Annotated in this window: 13 protein-coding genes and 3 tRNA genes; 5 read left to right on the top strand and 11 right to left on the bottom strand. The window is 68.5% G+C overall.

The features are described 5' to 3' along the window. Window positions 1–41 precede the first annotated feature (41 nt). Together ACZ5IK_RS07440 and gndA are read left to right on the top strand one after the other, a co-directional pair. Window positions 42–950, top strand: a complete 909-nt coding sequence (locus tag ACZ5IK_RS07440) for an MBL fold metallo-hydrolase (protein ID WP_465487005.1) — start codon at window positions 42–44, stop codon at window positions 948–950. A 337-nt stretch (window positions 951–1287) separates the two neighbouring features. Further along, window positions 1288–2727 (top strand): NADP-dependent phosphogluconate dehydrogenase, encoded by a 1440-nt coding sequence (gene gndA / locus ACZ5IK_RS07435; protein WP_465487004.1) that lies wholly within the window; start codon window positions 1288–1290, stop codon window positions 2725–2727. A gap of 95 nt (window positions 2728–2822) precedes the next feature. Here the strand turns inward: gndA and ACZ5IK_RS07430 are convergent, their stop codons facing one another. Then, entirely contained in the window at window positions 2823–4037 is a 1215-nt protein-coding gene (locus tag ACZ5IK_RS07430) for an NAD(P)/FAD-dependent oxidoreductase (RefSeq protein ID WP_465487003.1), read from the bottom strand. Window positions 4038–4186: 149 nt separating this feature from the next. Between ACZ5IK_RS07430 and ACZ5IK_RS07425 the strand changes: the two genes are divergently transcribed. After that, entirely contained in the window at window positions 4187–5536 is a 1350-nt protein-coding gene (locus ACZ5IK_RS07425; protein WP_465487002.1) for a nucleobase:cation symporter-2 family protein, read from the top strand. On the opposite strand, the gene ACZ5IK_RS07420 is transcribed toward ACZ5IK_RS07425, so the two are convergent. Beyond that, window positions 5533–6072, bottom strand: a complete 540-nt coding sequence (locus tag ACZ5IK_RS07420; RefSeq protein WP_465487001.1) for a serine/threonine protein kinase — start codon at window positions 6070–6072, stop codon at window positions 5533–5535. The two genes, ACZ5IK_RS07425 and ACZ5IK_RS07420, sit on opposite strands and share 4 nt — an antisense overlap. A 246-nt stretch (window positions 6073–6318) precedes the next feature. Here ACZ5IK_RS07420 and ACZ5IK_RS07415 point away from each other — a divergent pair, with 246 nt between their 5' ends. Together ACZ5IK_RS07415 and ACZ5IK_RS07410 are read left to right on the top strand one after the other, a co-directional pair. After that, a complete protein-coding gene (locus ACZ5IK_RS07415) occupies window positions 6319–9096 on the top strand; it encodes a sensor domain-containing protein (protein ID WP_465487000.1) in 2778 nt (925 codons plus the stop codon). Beyond that, on the top strand, window positions 9093–9392 hold the full coding sequence (locus ACZ5IK_RS07410; RefSeq protein ID WP_410664466.1) for a GNAT family N-acetyltransferase: 300 nt from the start codon (window positions 9093–9095) through the stop codon (window positions 9390–9392). The genes ACZ5IK_RS07415 and ACZ5IK_RS07410 overlap by 4 nt, the downstream gene beginning before the upstream one ends. 4 nt (window positions 9393–9396) lie before the next feature. Here the strand turns inward: ACZ5IK_RS07410 and ACZ5IK_RS07405 are convergent, their stop codons facing one another. From ACZ5IK_RS07405 to ACZ5IK_RS07365, 9 genes are all read right to left on the bottom strand, one after another. Next, complete coding sequence (locus ACZ5IK_RS07405; RefSeq protein ID WP_465486999.1) at window positions 9397–10218, bottom strand: arylamine N-acetyltransferase family protein; 822 nt, start codon at window positions 10216–10218, stop codon at window positions 9397–9399. Window positions 10219–10257: 39 nt separating this feature from the next. Further along, window positions 10258–10536 (bottom strand): hypothetical protein, encoded by a 279-nt coding sequence (locus ACZ5IK_RS07400; RefSeq protein ID WP_465486998.1) that lies wholly within the window; start codon window positions 10534–10536, stop codon window positions 10258–10260. A gap of 8 nt (window positions 10537–10544) precedes the next feature. After that, on the bottom strand, window positions 10545–11747 hold the full coding sequence (locus ACZ5IK_RS07395; protein ID WP_465486997.1) for an ABC transporter permease: 1203 nt from the start codon (window positions 11745–11747) through the stop codon (window positions 10545–10547). Further along, on the bottom strand, window positions 11744–12448 hold the full coding sequence (locus tag ACZ5IK_RS07390) for an ABC transporter ATP-binding protein (RefSeq protein ID WP_465486996.1): 705 nt from the start codon (window positions 12446–12448) through the stop codon (window positions 11744–11746). Before ACZ5IK_RS07390 ends, ACZ5IK_RS07395 begins: the two co-directional genes overlap by 4 nt. After that, window positions 12445–13644 (bottom strand): efflux RND transporter periplasmic adaptor subunit, encoded by a 1200-nt coding sequence (locus tag ACZ5IK_RS07385; protein WP_465486995.1) that lies wholly within the window; start codon window positions 13642–13644, stop codon window positions 12445–12447. The genes ACZ5IK_RS07390 and ACZ5IK_RS07385 overlap by 4 nt, the downstream gene beginning before the upstream one ends. Window positions 13645–13781: 137 nt before the next feature. Then, window positions 13782–13855: transfer RNA gene (locus tag ACZ5IK_RS07380), tRNA-Phe, on the bottom strand. 31 nt (window positions 13856–13886) lie between these two features. Beyond that, window positions 13887–13960, bottom strand: a tRNA-Asp gene (locus tag ACZ5IK_RS07375). Between the two features lie 28 nt (window positions 13961–13988). Then, window positions 13989–14061: transfer RNA gene (locus ACZ5IK_RS07370), tRNA-Glu, on the bottom strand. Between the two features lie 146 nt (window positions 14062–14207). Beyond that, window positions 14208–14975 (bottom strand): SCO6745 family protein, encoded by a 768-nt coding sequence (locus tag ACZ5IK_RS07365; RefSeq protein ID WP_465486994.1) that lies wholly within the window; start codon window positions 14973–14975, stop codon window positions 14208–14210. Window positions 14976–15090 lie beyond the last annotated feature (115 nt).

Raw genomic sequence — 15090 nt, 5'->3', positions numbered from 1 at the left:
CTCGTCACATTTCGGGCACGTTCGTCGGGCATAGTGACCGGGTGGACCAATCCCCCTTCGCCCGGCAGGTCTCCGACGGTGTCTTCGGGTACGTGCAGCCCGACGGTTCGTGGTGGATCAACAACTGCGGCTTCGTCGCGGCGGGGGATCACACCGTGGTCATCGACACCTGCTCGACCGAACGGCGCACGCGAGCCCTGCTGGAAACGGCGGTGTCGACCAGGGGCGCGCCGGTGACCACTGTGGTCAACACGCATCACCACGGCGATCACACGAACGGTAATTACCTGGCGGCAGGCGCGACGATCATCGGGCACCGGAAGACGCGCGAGGTGATGGTCGCGACCGGGATCAACACCTACGGGAACGCGTTCACCGGGAGCGACTGGGGCCATCTGGAGCTGCGGCCGCCGGAGGTGCTGTTCGACGACCGGCTGACCGTGCACGCGGGCGACGTCCGGCTGGAACTGATCCATCCTGGACACGCCGCGCACACCACCAACGACGTGCTGGTCTGGCTGCCGGAGCGACGGGTGCTGTTCGTCGGAGACCTGATCTTCAACGGCGGCAGCCCGTTCGCGCTGATGGGCTCGCCAGCGGGCTGGCGGAAGGCCCTGGACCTGGTGCGCGAGCTGGAACCGGAGACGATCGTGCCGGGCCACGGCCCGGTGTGCGGGCCCGAGGCGATCGACGTCGTCGACGGTTACCTGGGTTTCCTGCAGAAACTCGCCTCACGAGGGAAGGCCGCGGGCCTGACGCCGCTCCAAGCCGCCCGGGAAGCCGATCTGGGGCCCTACGACGCACTGTCCGAACAGGAACGACTGCCCGCGAACCTGCACCGGGCCTACGCCGAACTGGACGGCCTCGAGTGGGGCGCGCCGATCGACCTGGGGGCGGCCATGGCGGACATGGTCACCTACAACGGTGCCCCGATCCGGTGCTTCTCCTGACGCGCGCCGCGCTTTCGCTCACGACCCTCTCCGCAGCGCCCCGCACTCCCGGCCCGGGATGTCGCGAAAGCCACTTTCGCGACATCTGACGTCCCGAAAGTGGCTTTCGCGACACCTCGAAAATCCCGCGCGCCCGAACCCCAGCCCCCCCACCCGTCCCTGGGGGACGGCCCCGAACCCAGCGTATCGGTGCCCACCCCCGGTGCGGGGTCGTCGAGCCGAGTTGTCCACAGGCCTGCCCACTTGTGGACAACTCGCGTTTGATCCCTTCTCGCCCCGGCGCCGTATCCCTCAACGGGGATAGGCTCGGCAAGGGAATCGAAGCGGAAGGGTGCGGATGAGCAAGAAGGCGAGCATCGGGGTCACCGGTCTGGCGGTCATGGGCCGCAACCTGGCCAGGAACCTGGCGAGGCACGGGCACACGGTGGCCCTGCACAACCGCTCCGAGAAGCGGACGAAGGAACTCGTCGAGCAGTTCGGCGACGAAGGCGACTTCATCCCGGCGTATTCGGCGCAGGCGTTCGTCGACGCGCTGGAGCGGCCGCGCCAGGTCGTGATCATGGTCAAGGCCGGTGCGCCGACGGACGCCGTGATCGACGAGTTCGTCCCGCTCCTGGAGAAGGGCGACGTGATCGTCGACGCGGGCAACGCGCACTTCGCGGACACCCGGCGCCGCGAGGCCGCGCTGCGCGAGAAGGGCATCCACTTCGTCGGCACCGGTGTGTCCGGCGGCGAGGAGGGCGCGCTGCACGGGCCGAGCATCATGCCGGGCGGGTCCAAAGAGTCGTATCAGTCGCTCGGGCCGCTGTTCGAGGACATCTCGGCGAAGGTCGACGGCGAACCGTGCTGCACGCACGTGGGCGCGGACGGCGCCGGGCACTTCGTGAAGATGGTGCACAACGGCATCGAGTACGCCGACATGCAGTTGATCGCCGAATCGTTCGATCTGCTGCGCGGCGCGGGCGGCTACTCCCCCGCCGAGATCGGCGAGGTCTTCCAGACGTGGAACTCCGGACGGCTGGACTCGTACCTGATCGAGATCACCTCGCAGGTGCTGGCCCACACCGACGCCGCCTCCGGCAAGCCGTTCGTCGATGTCGTGGCGGACCAGGCGGAGCAGAAGGGCACCGGCCGCTGGACCGTCCAAATCGGACTGGACCTGGGCGTGCCGATCAGCGGGATCGCCGAAGCCGTCTTCGCGCGGTCGCTGTCCGGTTCGTCGAACCTGCGTGAGGCCTCCCGTGGTCTCGGCGGCCCTTCGCGCACTCCGCTGACGGGGTCCGCTTTGGACACCTTCGCGGACGACGTCGAGCAGGCGCTCTACGCGTCGAAGGTGGTGGCGTACGCCCAGGGCTTCAACCAGATCCAGGCGGGCGGCGCCGAATACGGCTGGGACATCGACCTCGGCAAGGTCGCGTCCATCTGGCGCGATGGCTGCATCATCCGCGCGAAGTTCCTGAACGACATCACCGCCGCGTACGCCGAAGAGCCCGGGCTGCCGACGCTCCTGACGTCCGGCGGCTTCCGCAAGGCCGTCGAGGACGCCCAGGACTCCTGGCGTTCGGTGATCTCCACCGCGGTGCGGCTCGGCATCCCGACCCCGGGCTTCTCGACCGCGCTGGCCTACTACGACGGCCTGCGCGCGGAGCGGCTCCCCGCCGCCCTGGTGCAGGGACAGCGGGACTTCTTCGGTGCCCACACGTACCGCCGGGTCGACCGGGAAGGTTCGTTCCACACCGCTTGGGCGGCCGACGGCCGTCCCGAGTCCTCCGCCTGACGGAGCTGAAGGGACCTTTCCCCGCATCGCATGAGCTGAAGGGGCCCTTCACCGCATCGCATGCGGTGAAGGGCCCCTTCAGCTCTCCCTAGGCGTCACCCGCGAGTAGCCGCGAAAGTCGCCTTGAGATCGAACCCGTTGGCCTCCAGCGTCTCGAACCGCGGCGCCGGGTCCGCGGCGAACAGGCGCCGCGCGGCAATGTGGTCCGGCGGCCGGTTCACCGACTCGACACCGGCGAGAACGCCGTCCCGGAACGACAGGACCGAGAACTTCCCGCCCTCCCGGTCCCCGGTCACGACGACCTTTTCGGACCCGGTCAGGATCCCGGCGATCTGCAGTTTCGCGCCGAGCTGGTCGGTCCAGAACCAAGGCAGGCTGTCATACGGCGCGGGTTCGCCCGCGATGGCGGCCGCCGCGGCCCGCCCCTGGTCGACAGCGTTCTGCACCGACTCCAGCCGCGTCGCCGTCCCCGCCTGGACACACGGGAAGTTCGCGCAGTCCCCGACCGCCGAGATCTTCGGGTCGCTCGTGCGCAGGTGCTCGTCGACGACGACGCCGTTCGCCACGGCGAGCCCGGCCTCCTCGGCCAGTCGCGTCCGCGGCTCCACGCCGACCCCGACCAGGACCAGATCGGCGGGCAGCCGGGCGCCGTCGCTCAGTTCCACCTCGGTCACCCGGCCATCGCCGTGCAACGCGGCGACGCCCTTGCCGAGCAGGATCGTGTGCCCGGCTCCCTCGTGCAGGGCGGCGAAGTACGCCGAGACCTCCGGAGTCGCGACACGGGCCATCAGCCTGTCCTGCGCTTCGACGATCGTCACGGGCCGTCCGGCGTGCGCGGCGAACTCGAGCCCGATGAACCCGCCCCCGACCACGACGACGTTCTCCGCGCTTTCCAAGGCTGCACGCAAGACGTCGGCGTCGTCCTTGGTGCGCAGCGTGAACACACCGTCCAAAGTGGACCCGGGAACGGGAAGCACGCGATTGACCGCGCCCGTCGCCAGCACGAGATGGTCGTACCCGTGGGCGCTCCCGTCCTCCATCACCACCTTCGCGTCGTCGCGATCCACCGACGCGACGCGGCCAGGGATCAGTTCGATGCCCTTCTCCGCGAAGAAGTCCTCGGGCCGCAGGCGCAGCTGGGCATCGCCCGCGGTTCCGGCGAGGTAGCCCTTCGACAGCGGAGGCCGTTGGTACGGCAGGCCGGGTTCGTCACCGATCAGCACCACCCGCCCGGCGAACCCCTTGTCCCGCAGCGAGGTCGCGACTCCGAACCCGCTCTGCCCGGCCCCTACGACGAGGACGGTCTCCATCGGCGCTCCTTCCGTTGTTCCCGGTGTCCATTCAACACAGCCCCCGGCCCTTTCGACCGCCCTTTCGCACCGTGATCTTCACGCGGTGGACGCGCTACCGTCATTCCCGGCCGGTCCACTGGCGTTCCCGCACGTGAGGAGGGGGTTCCATGACCCATCCCGAGGTCCATCCGGTCGACGCCCGCCCGCCGCTGCCGAAGCTGACCCTGCTCGGCCTGCAGCACATGTCGATCATGTACGCGGGCTCGGTGGCCGTCCCGCTCGTCGTGGGCAGCGCGCTGAAACTGGACGCGGCGACGATCGCGCTGCTGGTCAACGCGGATCTGCTGGTCGCGGGGATCGCGACGCTGATACAGGCGATCGGGATCGGGAGGATCTTCGGCATCCGGCTGCCGGTGGTCGCGGGCGCGACGTTCACCGTGGTCAACCCGATGATCATGATCGCGTCCCAGTACGGCATGCAGGCCGTCTACGGCGCGATGCTCGCGTCGGGTGTGTTCGGGCTGCTCATCGCGAAGCCGTTCGCGAAGATGATCCGGTTCTTCCCGCCGCTGGTTTCGGGCACGCTGCTGGTCGTCATCGGCATCTCGCTCATCGCCCCCGGCGTCGGCCTGATCGCCGGCCACGACACCGGATCGCCGGACTACGCGAAACCCGCCAACATCGCGCTCGCGTTCGGCGTGATCACGGTGATCGTGCTGTTCACGCGGGTCTTGCGCGGCTTCGCGAACCAGATCGGACCGCTGCTGGCACTGCTGATCGGCCTGGTCGCGGCCGTTCCGATGGGCCTGGTGAGCTTCAAGGGCATCGCCGACGCCGACTGGTTCGGCCTCGCGTCGCCGTTCCACTTCGGCCCGCCGACCTTCCCGATCGCGGCCGTGCTCTCGATGTGTGTCGTGATGCTGGTGACCTACACCGAATCCACCGCGGACCTGGTCGCGGTCGGTGAGATCACCGGACGGCCGCCGACCGACTCCGACCTCGCGCGCGGTCTCGCCACCGACGGCCTCTCGGCCATTCTCAGTGGCGCGATGAACTCGTTCCCGGACACGGCTTTCGCCCAGAACGTCGGCCTCGTACAGATGACCGGGGTGCGCAGCCGCTGGGTGGTCGCGATGACGGGCGGCCTGCTCGTGCTGATGGGCCTGGTGCCGAAGGTCGGCGCGTTCGTCGCAGCCGTGCCGGAACCGGTGATCGGCGCGGTCGCGGTGGTCATGTTCGCGATGGTCGCCGTGGTCGGCGTGCAGAACCTGAAGAAGGTGGAGTTCTCCGGAAACCACAACACCTTCATCGTCGCGGTGTCGTTCGGCGTCGGCCTGCTGCCCGCCTTCTCGACGAACCGTTTCGGCAACTCGATCTTCTTCCAGCACTTCCCGGCGTGGTTGCAGACCATCTGCGGCAGCCCGATCACGGTCGCCGCGATCGTCGCGTTCACCCTCAACCTGCTGTTCAACCACCTCGGCAGGCGACGGGAGCCGGATCTACTGAAAGCGCCCTAACACCAGAGCCACTTCGGCCACAGGTTGCACTCTTCGGTAGGCGTCGTGGACGGCGGCGTCGGCGGATTCGGGTTGGGCGGCTGCGGGGCCCCCGTGGACCCGGTCGTGCGCGGCGGGTCCGCCGGCTCGTTCGAGGAAGTCGGTGTCTTCGTCGGATCGTCGCGCGTGTCGGAGGTCGGCGTGGCCGAACTCGACGTACGACGGCTGGACGTCGTCCTGCTGGGCTGCGACGAAGTCCCTCCGTCACCACCCTCACCGGTTTCGACCGTCTCGGTGGACGGGACCGCGGACGTCGCGTCGGCCCCCCGGTTTTCCGAAGGGCGTTTCGGCATCTCGATGACGCTGATGTTGTTCGGCTGCGCATTCTGTTCGGGATCCGGGTCGAACCCGACGAGAACAGCGGCCGTGCCACAGGCGACGACCACGGCGATCACCACCGCGATCACTCTCCAGCGTGACTTTGCCCGTGACTCCTCGTGGTCGTCCCAGCCCTCGCGAATGAGCAGGTCGGCGACCGAAACGTCGTCGTCATCCACTAGCTGAGACCTTTCACGCCGGGAACGAGCGGACAGTAGTTTTACCGCAACTCACCGCCGAATGGGTGAAGTTAACCAAAAATTATTCACCCGATGGAACACCTTAGCGCGTGCCAGTCACACAGCGTGTATTCATATGCTTTTGCGCATATCTGCGGTGGTCGCGCTTCGGTTCGCGTATACAGCGCTCTCCGCGGGTGGTGTAATCGACGGTGCCAGCACCGGAAGAGGGGGTTCGGACGGATCATGGAGGCTGACGCCCTCGCCGTGCCGGGGGCCGGAAATTCCGGTCATCCGACAGGTACACCGCTCGGGAACGAGCCGGTCGGCGATCTCGGCCTCGCGGGCGACCAAGCCGCCATCTGGTCGTACGACTTCGGGGGCGAGACGCTGTCCTGGCTGCCCGGACTGGAGAACCTGCTGGGTGGAACCGGTCTCACCGAAGCCGAGATCGAAGCCCGACTGGCCGATCTCGTGGCGCCGCTGACCTCCGGCACCCGCACTTCCCCGCCTTGGCGCGAATTCGAACTCGAGCAGTCGTTCCGGAATCCGGCGGGCGAACTCCGCTGGGTCCGCTTGCGCGCCCGCACCATCGGCGACGAGAACGGCTCGTCGGGGCTGCTCGGGATCGCCACCGACGTGACCGACGTCCGCGAGAATCGGCAAGCCCTCGAGGATCTCACTGACCGTTACCGGCTTTTGGTGGAACTCAGTCCCGACGCGGTCTGTGTCCACGAAGCCGGCGTCGTCACGTACGTGAACAGAGCCGCTGTCACCGCGCTGGGGGCCTCCTCGACCGCCGAGCTGATCGGGCGGCCGATCATGGACTTCGTCGCCGACGAGTCGCTCCCCGCCCTCCTGGACAGGATCGCCTCGCTCCATCGCCAGGGCGCGTCGACCGACCCCACCGACACCGTCATGCTCCGCCTCGACGGCGCGAAATACCTGGTACAGAGCATTTCCGTGCGGACGACCTGGGAGGGCAGGCCCGCTTTCCAGGTCATCATGCGCGACATCAGCGCACAGAAGGCCGCCGAAGCGACGCTTCGCTACCAGGCCGCGCTGATCAGCCACGTCAGCGACGCGATCATCGCGACCAGCGGCGCCGGCGTGGTGACCAGCTGGAACCCCGCCGCGGAGAACGTCTACGGCTGGACGGCGAGCGAAGCGATCGGGGGCACGGTCAGTGACCTCGTCGGCGCCTCGCTCGCCCCGGAAGCGGTGCTGCGCAAGGGCGGCGTCATGCAGACGACCCACCGTCACCGCAACGGCTCGACCCTGGCCATCCGCATCTCGGCCGCTGAGATGACCAACGGGTTCGTCCTGGTCTGCGCCGACGAGACGGCCCGGCGGCGTGCCGAGCAGCACTACAGCACCGTGGTCGCGTCGCTCGACGAAGGCGTTGTCGTGATCGGTCCCGGCGGGCTCGTCGAATCGGCCAACCCCGCCGCGTGCCGGATCATCGGCGTCGGCCACGACGATCTCATCGGCATCCCGTGCGTGACGCTGGAGCTGTACGACGAGCAGGGCCGCCTCCCACCGGCCCGGATGCCGTCGGTGATCACCCGGCGCACCCGTGTCACGCAGAACGGCCTCGTGCTGCGGCTGCGCAGGCCCGACGGCGCCGACGTCTGGATCTCGCTGACCTCGCGGCTGCTGACCCCCGAGGATCCGTCGGCCACCGCGGTGGTCACCTCGTTCACCGACATCACCGAACGCCGCGCCATCGGCGAGCGGCTCGCCCACGAAGCGACGCACGATCCGCTCACCGAACTCGCGAACCGGACGCTGGTGCTGGACAGTCTCGCCGAGGCGCTGTCCGGCGCGGGCCGCGCCGAGCTGACCACGCTGCTGTTCATCGATCTCGACAAGTTCAAGGTGATCAACGATTCGCTCGGGCATTCCGTCGGTGACAAGGTGCTCCGCATCGCGGGCGAGCGGCTGCGCCGGGGAATCGGCGAGAGCGACCTCGTCGGCAGGCTCGGCGGCGACGAATTCGTCGTCGTCACCGCGGAGATCACCGAACCGGGCGAGATCAAGGCGCTGGCCGAGTATCTGCGCGAGGCGCTGACCGAACCGATCACCGTCAACGGCAGGCAGCTGCACATCGACGCCAGCATCGGCATCGTCACCGCGGCCAACGACGACACGCGGACCGCCGAAGATCTGCTGCGGGACGCGGATGTCGCGATGTATCAGGCGAAAACGCTCGGCCGCGCGCGGTACGAGTTCTTCGACGTCGAGCTGCGCGAGCGGATGCAGCGGCGGCTCCGCATGGAGCAGGATCTGCGCGACGCCCTGCAGAACGAGGAACTCTGGACGGCGTACCAGCCTGTCGTGGACATCGAATCCGGCGAGATGGTCGCCGTGGAAGCGTTGCTGCGCTGGAAACATCCCGCGCACGGCACGATCTCGCCCGCCGAGTTCATCCCGCTGGCCGAGGAAAGCGACCTGATCAACCTGATCGGCAAGCACGTCCTGCGCACGACCACGCGCGAAATCGCCAAACGCCGCGAGCAGCTCGGCATCGACCTGAACCTCAAGGTCAACCTGTCGGCCCGGCAGCTGGACGACCCGCATTTGGTACCCACCGTGCAGGACGCGCTGAAGACCACGGGGCTCCCGCCGCACGCGCTGACCCTGGAAGTCACCGAAAGCGCGCTGATGCGTGACCAGGCCGCGGCCGCCGAAGTCCTCACGTCGTTGCGCGATCTCGGTGTCTCGCTCGCGATCGACGACTTCGGCACCGGCTATTCGTCGCTCGCGCAGTTGCAACGGCTCCCGCTCGACACGCTCAAGATCGACCGCACCTTCGTCACCGGCATCGCGGAATCGCGCGACGCGGCCGCGATCGTCAAGAGCATCATCGCGATGGCGCACGCCGTCGACCTGATCGTCGTCGCCGAAGGTGTCGAAGACGAAGATCAGCTCACCGTCCTGCGTGAGCTGAACTGTGACCAGGCGCAGGGCTTCCACCTCGGCCGCCCCGCGCCCCCTGACGACCTTTTCGGAGCCCTTGAATGAGTGTCGAGATCAAGTCCGGAGAAGACCGCTACGACATCGTCGTGGACGGGAAAACCGCCGGGTTCCTGGAAACCCGTACGCGACCGGACGCCATTCTGTTCCTGCACACCGAGATCTCGGACGACTTCGCGGGCCAGGGCCTGGCGGGCAAGCTCGTGACCGCGGCGCTCGACGACGTCCGGGCGCAGGGCAGGTTTGTCCTGCCCTACTGCCCGTACGTGCGCTCGTTCATCGCGAAGCACCGCGAGTACGAGGATCTCGTCCCCGAGGACAAGCGCGCGGAATTCGAACTCTGACCGCTCATCCCGGGTAGATCGTCAGCAGCTTCGCGAGTTCGTCCTCGGTCAGGACGACGTCCAGCTCGCGCAGTGTCGCGTCGAGCCGGCCGGCCGGGATCTTGGTGGTCTCCTTGGTCCCGTCCGGACGCTCGACGATGAACTCTTCGCCGACCAGCTTGCGGCTGAGCCCTTCCGCCAGGCGCATGATCACCAGCTGGCCGGTGAACGGCGACCGCGGATGCGTCGACGTGTAATGGTGGTACACCTCGTAGTCGATCCGGTGCATCGGCGTGAGTGTGAAGGCGTGCAGGTCGGTCCAGTCGTCGCCCTCCTGCTTCTGCAGGCGCCACCAGTCGCCGTCCTGAACCAGCCGGTGCGGCCAGCCAGCCTGATCCACCACGGCGCCGTCGATGAGCGGCATCGGCACCAGCATCCCGGCGCCGAAACCGACGTCGACCAGGTGCTGGACGCCGTCGGCCTCGATCGCGAGCGTCATATGCGTGTACGGCCCGTTCCGCTGTGGCTGCACCCTCGCCACGAGACGGCGCACGGTGTAGCCGAGTTGCTCGGCGGCCGCGGCGAAGAGGCTTCCGTGCTCGTAGCAGTAGCCGCCGCGATGACGGCGGACGAGCTTGCCGATCACGTCGTCGAGCGCGATCCCTTTGTGCTGTCCCAAAACCACGTCGACGTTCTCGAACGGAACGGCCAGGATGTGCGCCTTGGCCAGTTCACGCAACGCGCCGGCGGAAGGCTTCGCCCGGTCCTGGCCGATCCGGCCGAGGTACGCGTCGAGGTCGAGGGTGTCGACGGTCCATTCGTCGACCTGCTCAGCTGCGAGTGTCATACCCCGAGCCTGACACCTCCACCTGACTCGAGGTCAAGATCAGCGACCCGCCTCTCTTGCTTCAGGTCGGACAGCTTGCCCGCCCGGCTGCCCTTGGCCGTTCGGCGTCACGGCCTGCCGGGCGGGCGCCGGAGCCGACCCGAACGCCACGTGCGTCCAAGCACCGCCGGCGAACACGGCCGCCAGCACGACCAGCCCGGCCAGCACCTGCGTCGCCCGGGAGAACGGCCGCGCGGCGCGGCGCATCTCGCCGTGGAGGTCACCGGTCACCGCCGGGCCGGAGACGATCTCCTCCGCGGTCGGTTCTGTTGACGACATCGGAACTCCTATTCGTGCCGCAAGGCGTCGATCGGCCGCAGCTTCGCGGCCCGGTTCGCTGGGAAGACCCCGAAGAACAGCCCGATCAGGGCGGAGACCGCGAAAGCCAGGAAGATCGAGGACGGCACCACGACCGGCTGGATCCCGGAAATGGTGAACCGACTGCCGATCAGCCCGATCGCGACGCCGAGCAGCCCGCCGAACAGGCTGAGCATGGTCGCCTCGGCGAGGAACTGGCCGAGAATGGCCGATCGCGGAGCCCCGACCGCCTTGCGGATGCCGATCTCGCGGATCCGCTCGGTCACGGTCACCAGCATGATGTTGGTGACGCCGATCCCGCCGACCAGCAGCGAGATCGCCGCGACGGCGGCGAGCAGCACGGTGAACGTGTCGGTGGCCGACGTCCGGGTCGCGAGCAGTTGTTCGGAGTTCTGGATCTGGTAGTCGGCGGTGCCGCCCGCGCGGATCCCGTGCCGCGCGTCGAGGATCGCGGTGATTTCGGCCTGGGCGAGGGAAACGGAGTCCGCGCCGGTCGCCTGTACGGCGATCTGGCTCAGGCTTCCGTAGCCCGCCAAGGAGTTCTGCACCGCGGAGATCGGCGCGATGGCGACGTCGTCGGCGTTCTGCGGCCCGGTGCTCCCCTGGGCCTTCAGCACTCCGGCGACGGTGAACTGGATACCGTCGAGCAGCACGTTCCCGCCGACCGGCTCGGCCGTGCCGAAGATCGACTGCGCCGTCGTGGCACCGAGGACGACGACCTTCCGCGCGGCCGTGACGTCCTCGGCGGTGAACAGCGCGCCGTCGGCGATCTCCTTGTTGGTCGTGGTGAAGTACGCGGGTTCGGTGCCCACGACGCTCTGGATGTCGTACGACGTCTGCCCGCGGGTCGCGGTGGCCGTCGTGGTCACCACGGGCGACGCCGCCTTGACGTCCGGCGCGCCGATCGGGTCGGCGAGCGCGTGCGCGTCCTGCACCGTCAACGGGCGCGCCGTCGCGCTCTGGCCGCCGCCGCGCGCCGGGGAGACGTTGACGACGTTGGTACCGAGCCCCTGGATACTCGCCGCGATGGCGGCGGAGGCGCCGTTTCCCACCGCGACGAGCAGGATCACCGCCGCGACGCCGATGGTGATCCCGAGCGTCGTGAGCGCCGACCGCAGTTTGTTCGCGGTGAGACCGCGGATCGCGAAACGCAGGATCTCCAGGAAGTTCACGACGCCGCCCCCACGACGCCGGTCATCTCGTCGGAGACGATCAGCCCGTCGTCGACGCGGACCACGCGGCGCGCGTGCGCGGCGACCTCGTCCTCGTGCGTGATCACCACGATGGTGCGGCCGAGCCGGTTCAACCGGTCGAACACCCCGAGGACGTCCGCCGTGCTGCGGCGGTCGAGGTTGCCGGTGGGCTCGTCGGCCAGCAGCATCGCGGGCCCGGTGACCAGCGCCCGCGCCACGGCGACGCGCTGGATCTGCCCGCCGGACAGCTCGCTCGGCAGATGCTTGGCACGATCGGACAGGCCGACCATCTCCAGCGCGGCGAGCGCGCGCCTGCGTCGCACCGATCGTCGAAGTCCACTGTAGACCAATGGAAGCTCCACATTGGACACGGAGGACGTCCGCGGGACCAGGTTGAACGACTGGAAGACGAAGCCGATCTTGCGATTGCGCAGCAATGCCAGCTGGCGTTCGTTGAGCTCGCCGACACCGAAACCGTCGAGCAGGTACTCCCCCGAGGTCGGCACGTCCAGGCAGCCGAGCATGTTCAGCAGCGTCGACTTGCCGGAACCGGACGCGCCCATGATCGCGACGTACTCACCCGGCAGGATGGCGAGGTCGACGCCGCGCAACGCGTGCACGGCGGTTTCCCCTTCCCCGTAAGTCTTGCGCAGTCCGGAAACCGCGATCACCGGGTTCATCCCCGACCGCCGAATCCGCCCCCGGCACCGGTGCCGCGCTGGCCGCCGCCGGGGAAGCCCCCGGTCCCGCCCGTCCGCCCGGTACCGGCTGTGCCGCTGGCGGCCGTCGCGGTCAGCACGACGTTCTCCCCCTCGGTCAGCCCCGAGGTGATCTGGACCGTCGATTCGCCGCGGAGGCCGACCTGCACCCGACGCTGGACGTTCTGGCCGTTCTCCTGCACGGTGACGACGTTCCCCCGCACCGCGGCGGCGGGCACGCTCAGCGCGTTCTGCGCCTCCGCGACGGCGACCACGACGCTCGCCGACTGACCGGGCCGCAGTCCTTCCGGCGGATCGGCCAGCGCCAGCTTCGCGCGGTAGGAGACGACACTGCCGCTGGTCGTCGGCGTCAGGTCGACGCTGGAGACGGTCGCCTGGACCGGCTTGTCCGGCGACGAGTTCAGCGTCACCGTCGCCTTCTGGCCCGCCTTGACCTTGCTGACGTCGATCTCGGCGATCGAGGTGTCGACGACCAGATCGGTCATGTTCGTGATGGTGATGAACCCGGTGCCGCTGGAAGTGGACGACGTCGTGGCGCTGGAATTCCCGCCCTGGGTGGACGGTTGCGAGCTTGCCGAAGAGCCGCTGGAAGACTGCTGCCCGACGGTGCCATTGATCGCGGTGACCGTCCCCGCGCCGGGCGCGTGCAGGGTGGTGTTGTCGAGCGCTGTCTGCGCGTTCTGGACGTCAAGCTCGGCCTGATCCACCTTGGCCTGTGCTGAAGCGACACTGTTCTGAGTGCTTTGGGCGTTCTGGCCGGTGCTGGGGGTGTCCTCCGCCGTCTCGGCGGTATCGAGGTTGTCCCGGGCGACCGAGAGGTTCGCCTTCGCGACCTGAAGCTCCTTCGCGGCCTGAGCGCTCTCGATGGTCGCGAGCTTCTGGCCCACCGACACGACGTCGCCCACCTTCACGTCGATCGACGCGACCTTGCCCGCCGTCGCGAAGTTCGCGGTGCCGGTGTAGCCGCTGGCGAGCGTCCCGGCGGCGGAGACGGTCTCGGTGACCGTGGCCCGGCGGACCGGCGTGCTGCGGGTCTGGGCCTCCGCCGTGTTCTGTTCGGGACTGAATGCCTGATATATCCCAAAACCTGCTCCGGCCAGCAGCACGATCAGGGCACCGTTGATCACCCAGGCCTTGGAGGGGCGAACTCGCGTCATGCGGCGACCCTGCTGCCACTGGTTGGCAATGACCTGTTGATTGGCTGTGTGTCAGCTGTGTATCCCCGGGCGACGCGATCCCGAGCCCGGGCATGAAAAAACCGCCTCGATATGCATCGAGGCGGTTCTGCGAGCGGTGGCCAGGGCCGGGGTCGAACCGGCGACCTTCCGCTTTTCAGGCGGACGCTCGTACCAACTGAGCTACCTGGCCGGGAACGCCGGCAAGTAGCCGAACGATCTTGCGACCCTGACGGGACTCGAACCCGCGACCTTCGCCGTGACAGGGCGACGCGCTAACCAACTGCGCCACAGGGCCTTGCATACTGCTTTGTAACTGTACTGCGTACTCCCAACGGGATTCGAACCCGCGTTGCCGCCTTGAAAGGGCGGAGTCCTAGGCCGCTGGACGATGGGAGCCCGGTTCGGTTTCGGCGAACCGATCCGACCCGCGCTCTCCGGTGTCCCCGGGAGCGAACATAACTATAGGACACGCTCGTTTCAGCTCCCGCACAGGGGGTCCTCTAGTTGTTCACAGGGCTGGGACCTGCGAGAACGCGGTGACTTCAGGACATCAGGGCCAAGGTGTCCCGCAGGGTGCCGAGACGCCGCCGGAGCTCGTCTCGCTCGTCATCCGTGAGGGTGACGGCGAGGAGTTCGGTCACGCGCTGGTCGGTCAGGTCCTCGGCGTACCGCCACCGCTGCCGCAGATCTCCCTTGGCCTCGGCCGCGGCGATCAGCGCGTCCGCGGCCTCCTCGGGCCACGCGGTGCGCAGGAGGCGGCCGCGGCCGCCTTCCGGGTCCGCGATGACGGCCTCGGGCACCGTCAGGCCCACCGCGCGAAGGGCGGCGAAATGGACGCCGCCGCGGAACTCGCGGAAGACCATGAGCGCGAACGCCAGGCGCTCGACGGTGTCTTCCGGGCGTTCGGCGAGTTGCCATCCGGCGAACAACGCGAGACCGCTCGCGTCCGCCGCGTCCACGAGACGAAAGAGCAGATCCGCCGTACGGCCGGGGTCGTCGGCGTCCGAAAGGCTGACGTGCGCCCACTTCGCCGATGACCGCGAGTAGGCACGGACCGCGGAAGCCGCGTCGAGAGCCGCCATCGCGGGCGGCAAGGCGAACTCGAAGAGCCACCGCGGGAAGATCCCGAACAGCTCCGCGACGACCTTCGGCGGCGGGTCGCCCAGCACCGCCGAACGCCCTCGCAGATAGAGCGTCCGCGGCGGCAAGCCCACCTCGGCTTCGACCTCGGCGAGCTCAGGGGAGGTCATGAACTTCCCGCCCAACACCTGCACCACGTCCCGGATTTCCCGCGCCGCCTCGTCACCCATACCGCTCACGCCTTCCCGCCAGTTGAATAATAACAGTGTTACACAACTGGCGGATCCCTCGTCAAGCGCAAACGAAAGCCCGGCCCCGCGGCGAACACACCGCGCGACCGGGCCT

Source organism: Amycolatopsis sp. NPDC031561, assembly GCF_055580625.1.
The sequence above is the reverse complement of the archived record's forward strand: the minus strand, read 5'-3'. Positions and strand labels throughout refer to the sequence as shown.

Excerpts from the sequence above, each read along its gene's own strand:
- gndA (WP_465487004.1), top strand. The coding sequence starts at position 1,288 with ATGAGCAAGAAGGCGAGCATCGGGGTCACCGGTCTGGCGGTCATGGGC.
- ACZ5IK_RS07430 (WP_465487003.1), bottom strand. The coding sequence starts at position 4,037 with ATGGAGACCGTCCTCGTCGTAGGGGCCGGGCAGAGCGGGTTCGGAGTC.
- ACZ5IK_RS07425 (WP_465487002.1), top strand. The coding sequence starts at position 4,187 with ATGACCCATCCCGAGGTCCATCCGGTCGACGCCCGCCCGCCGCTGCCG.
- ACZ5IK_RS07415 (WP_465487000.1), top strand. The coding sequence starts at position 6,319 with ATGGAGGCTGACGCCCTCGCCGTGCCGGGGGCCGGAAATTCCGGTCAT.
- ACZ5IK_RS07410 (WP_410664466.1), top strand. The coding sequence starts at position 9,093 with ATGAGTGTCGAGATCAAGTCCGGAGAAGACCGCTACGACATCGTCGTG.
- ACZ5IK_RS07405 (WP_465486999.1), bottom strand. The coding sequence starts at position 10,218 with ATGACACTCGCAGCTGAGCAGGTCGACGAATGGACCGTCGACACCCTC.
- ACZ5IK_RS07400 (WP_465486998.1), bottom strand. The coding sequence starts at position 10,536 with ATGTCGTCAACAGAACCGACCGCGGAGGAGATCGTCTCCGGCCCGGCG.
- ACZ5IK_RS07390 (WP_465486996.1), bottom strand. The coding sequence starts at position 12,448 with ATGAACCCGGTGATCGCGGTTTCCGGACTGCGCAAGACTTACGGGGAA.
- ACZ5IK_RS07385 (WP_465486995.1), bottom strand. The coding sequence starts at position 13,644 with ATGACGCGAGTTCGCCCCTCCAAGGCCTGGGTGATCAACGGTGCCCTG.
- ACZ5IK_RS07365 (WP_465486994.1), bottom strand. The coding sequence starts at position 14,975 with ATGGGTGACGAGGCGGCGCGGGAAATCCGGGACGTGGTGCAGGTGTTG.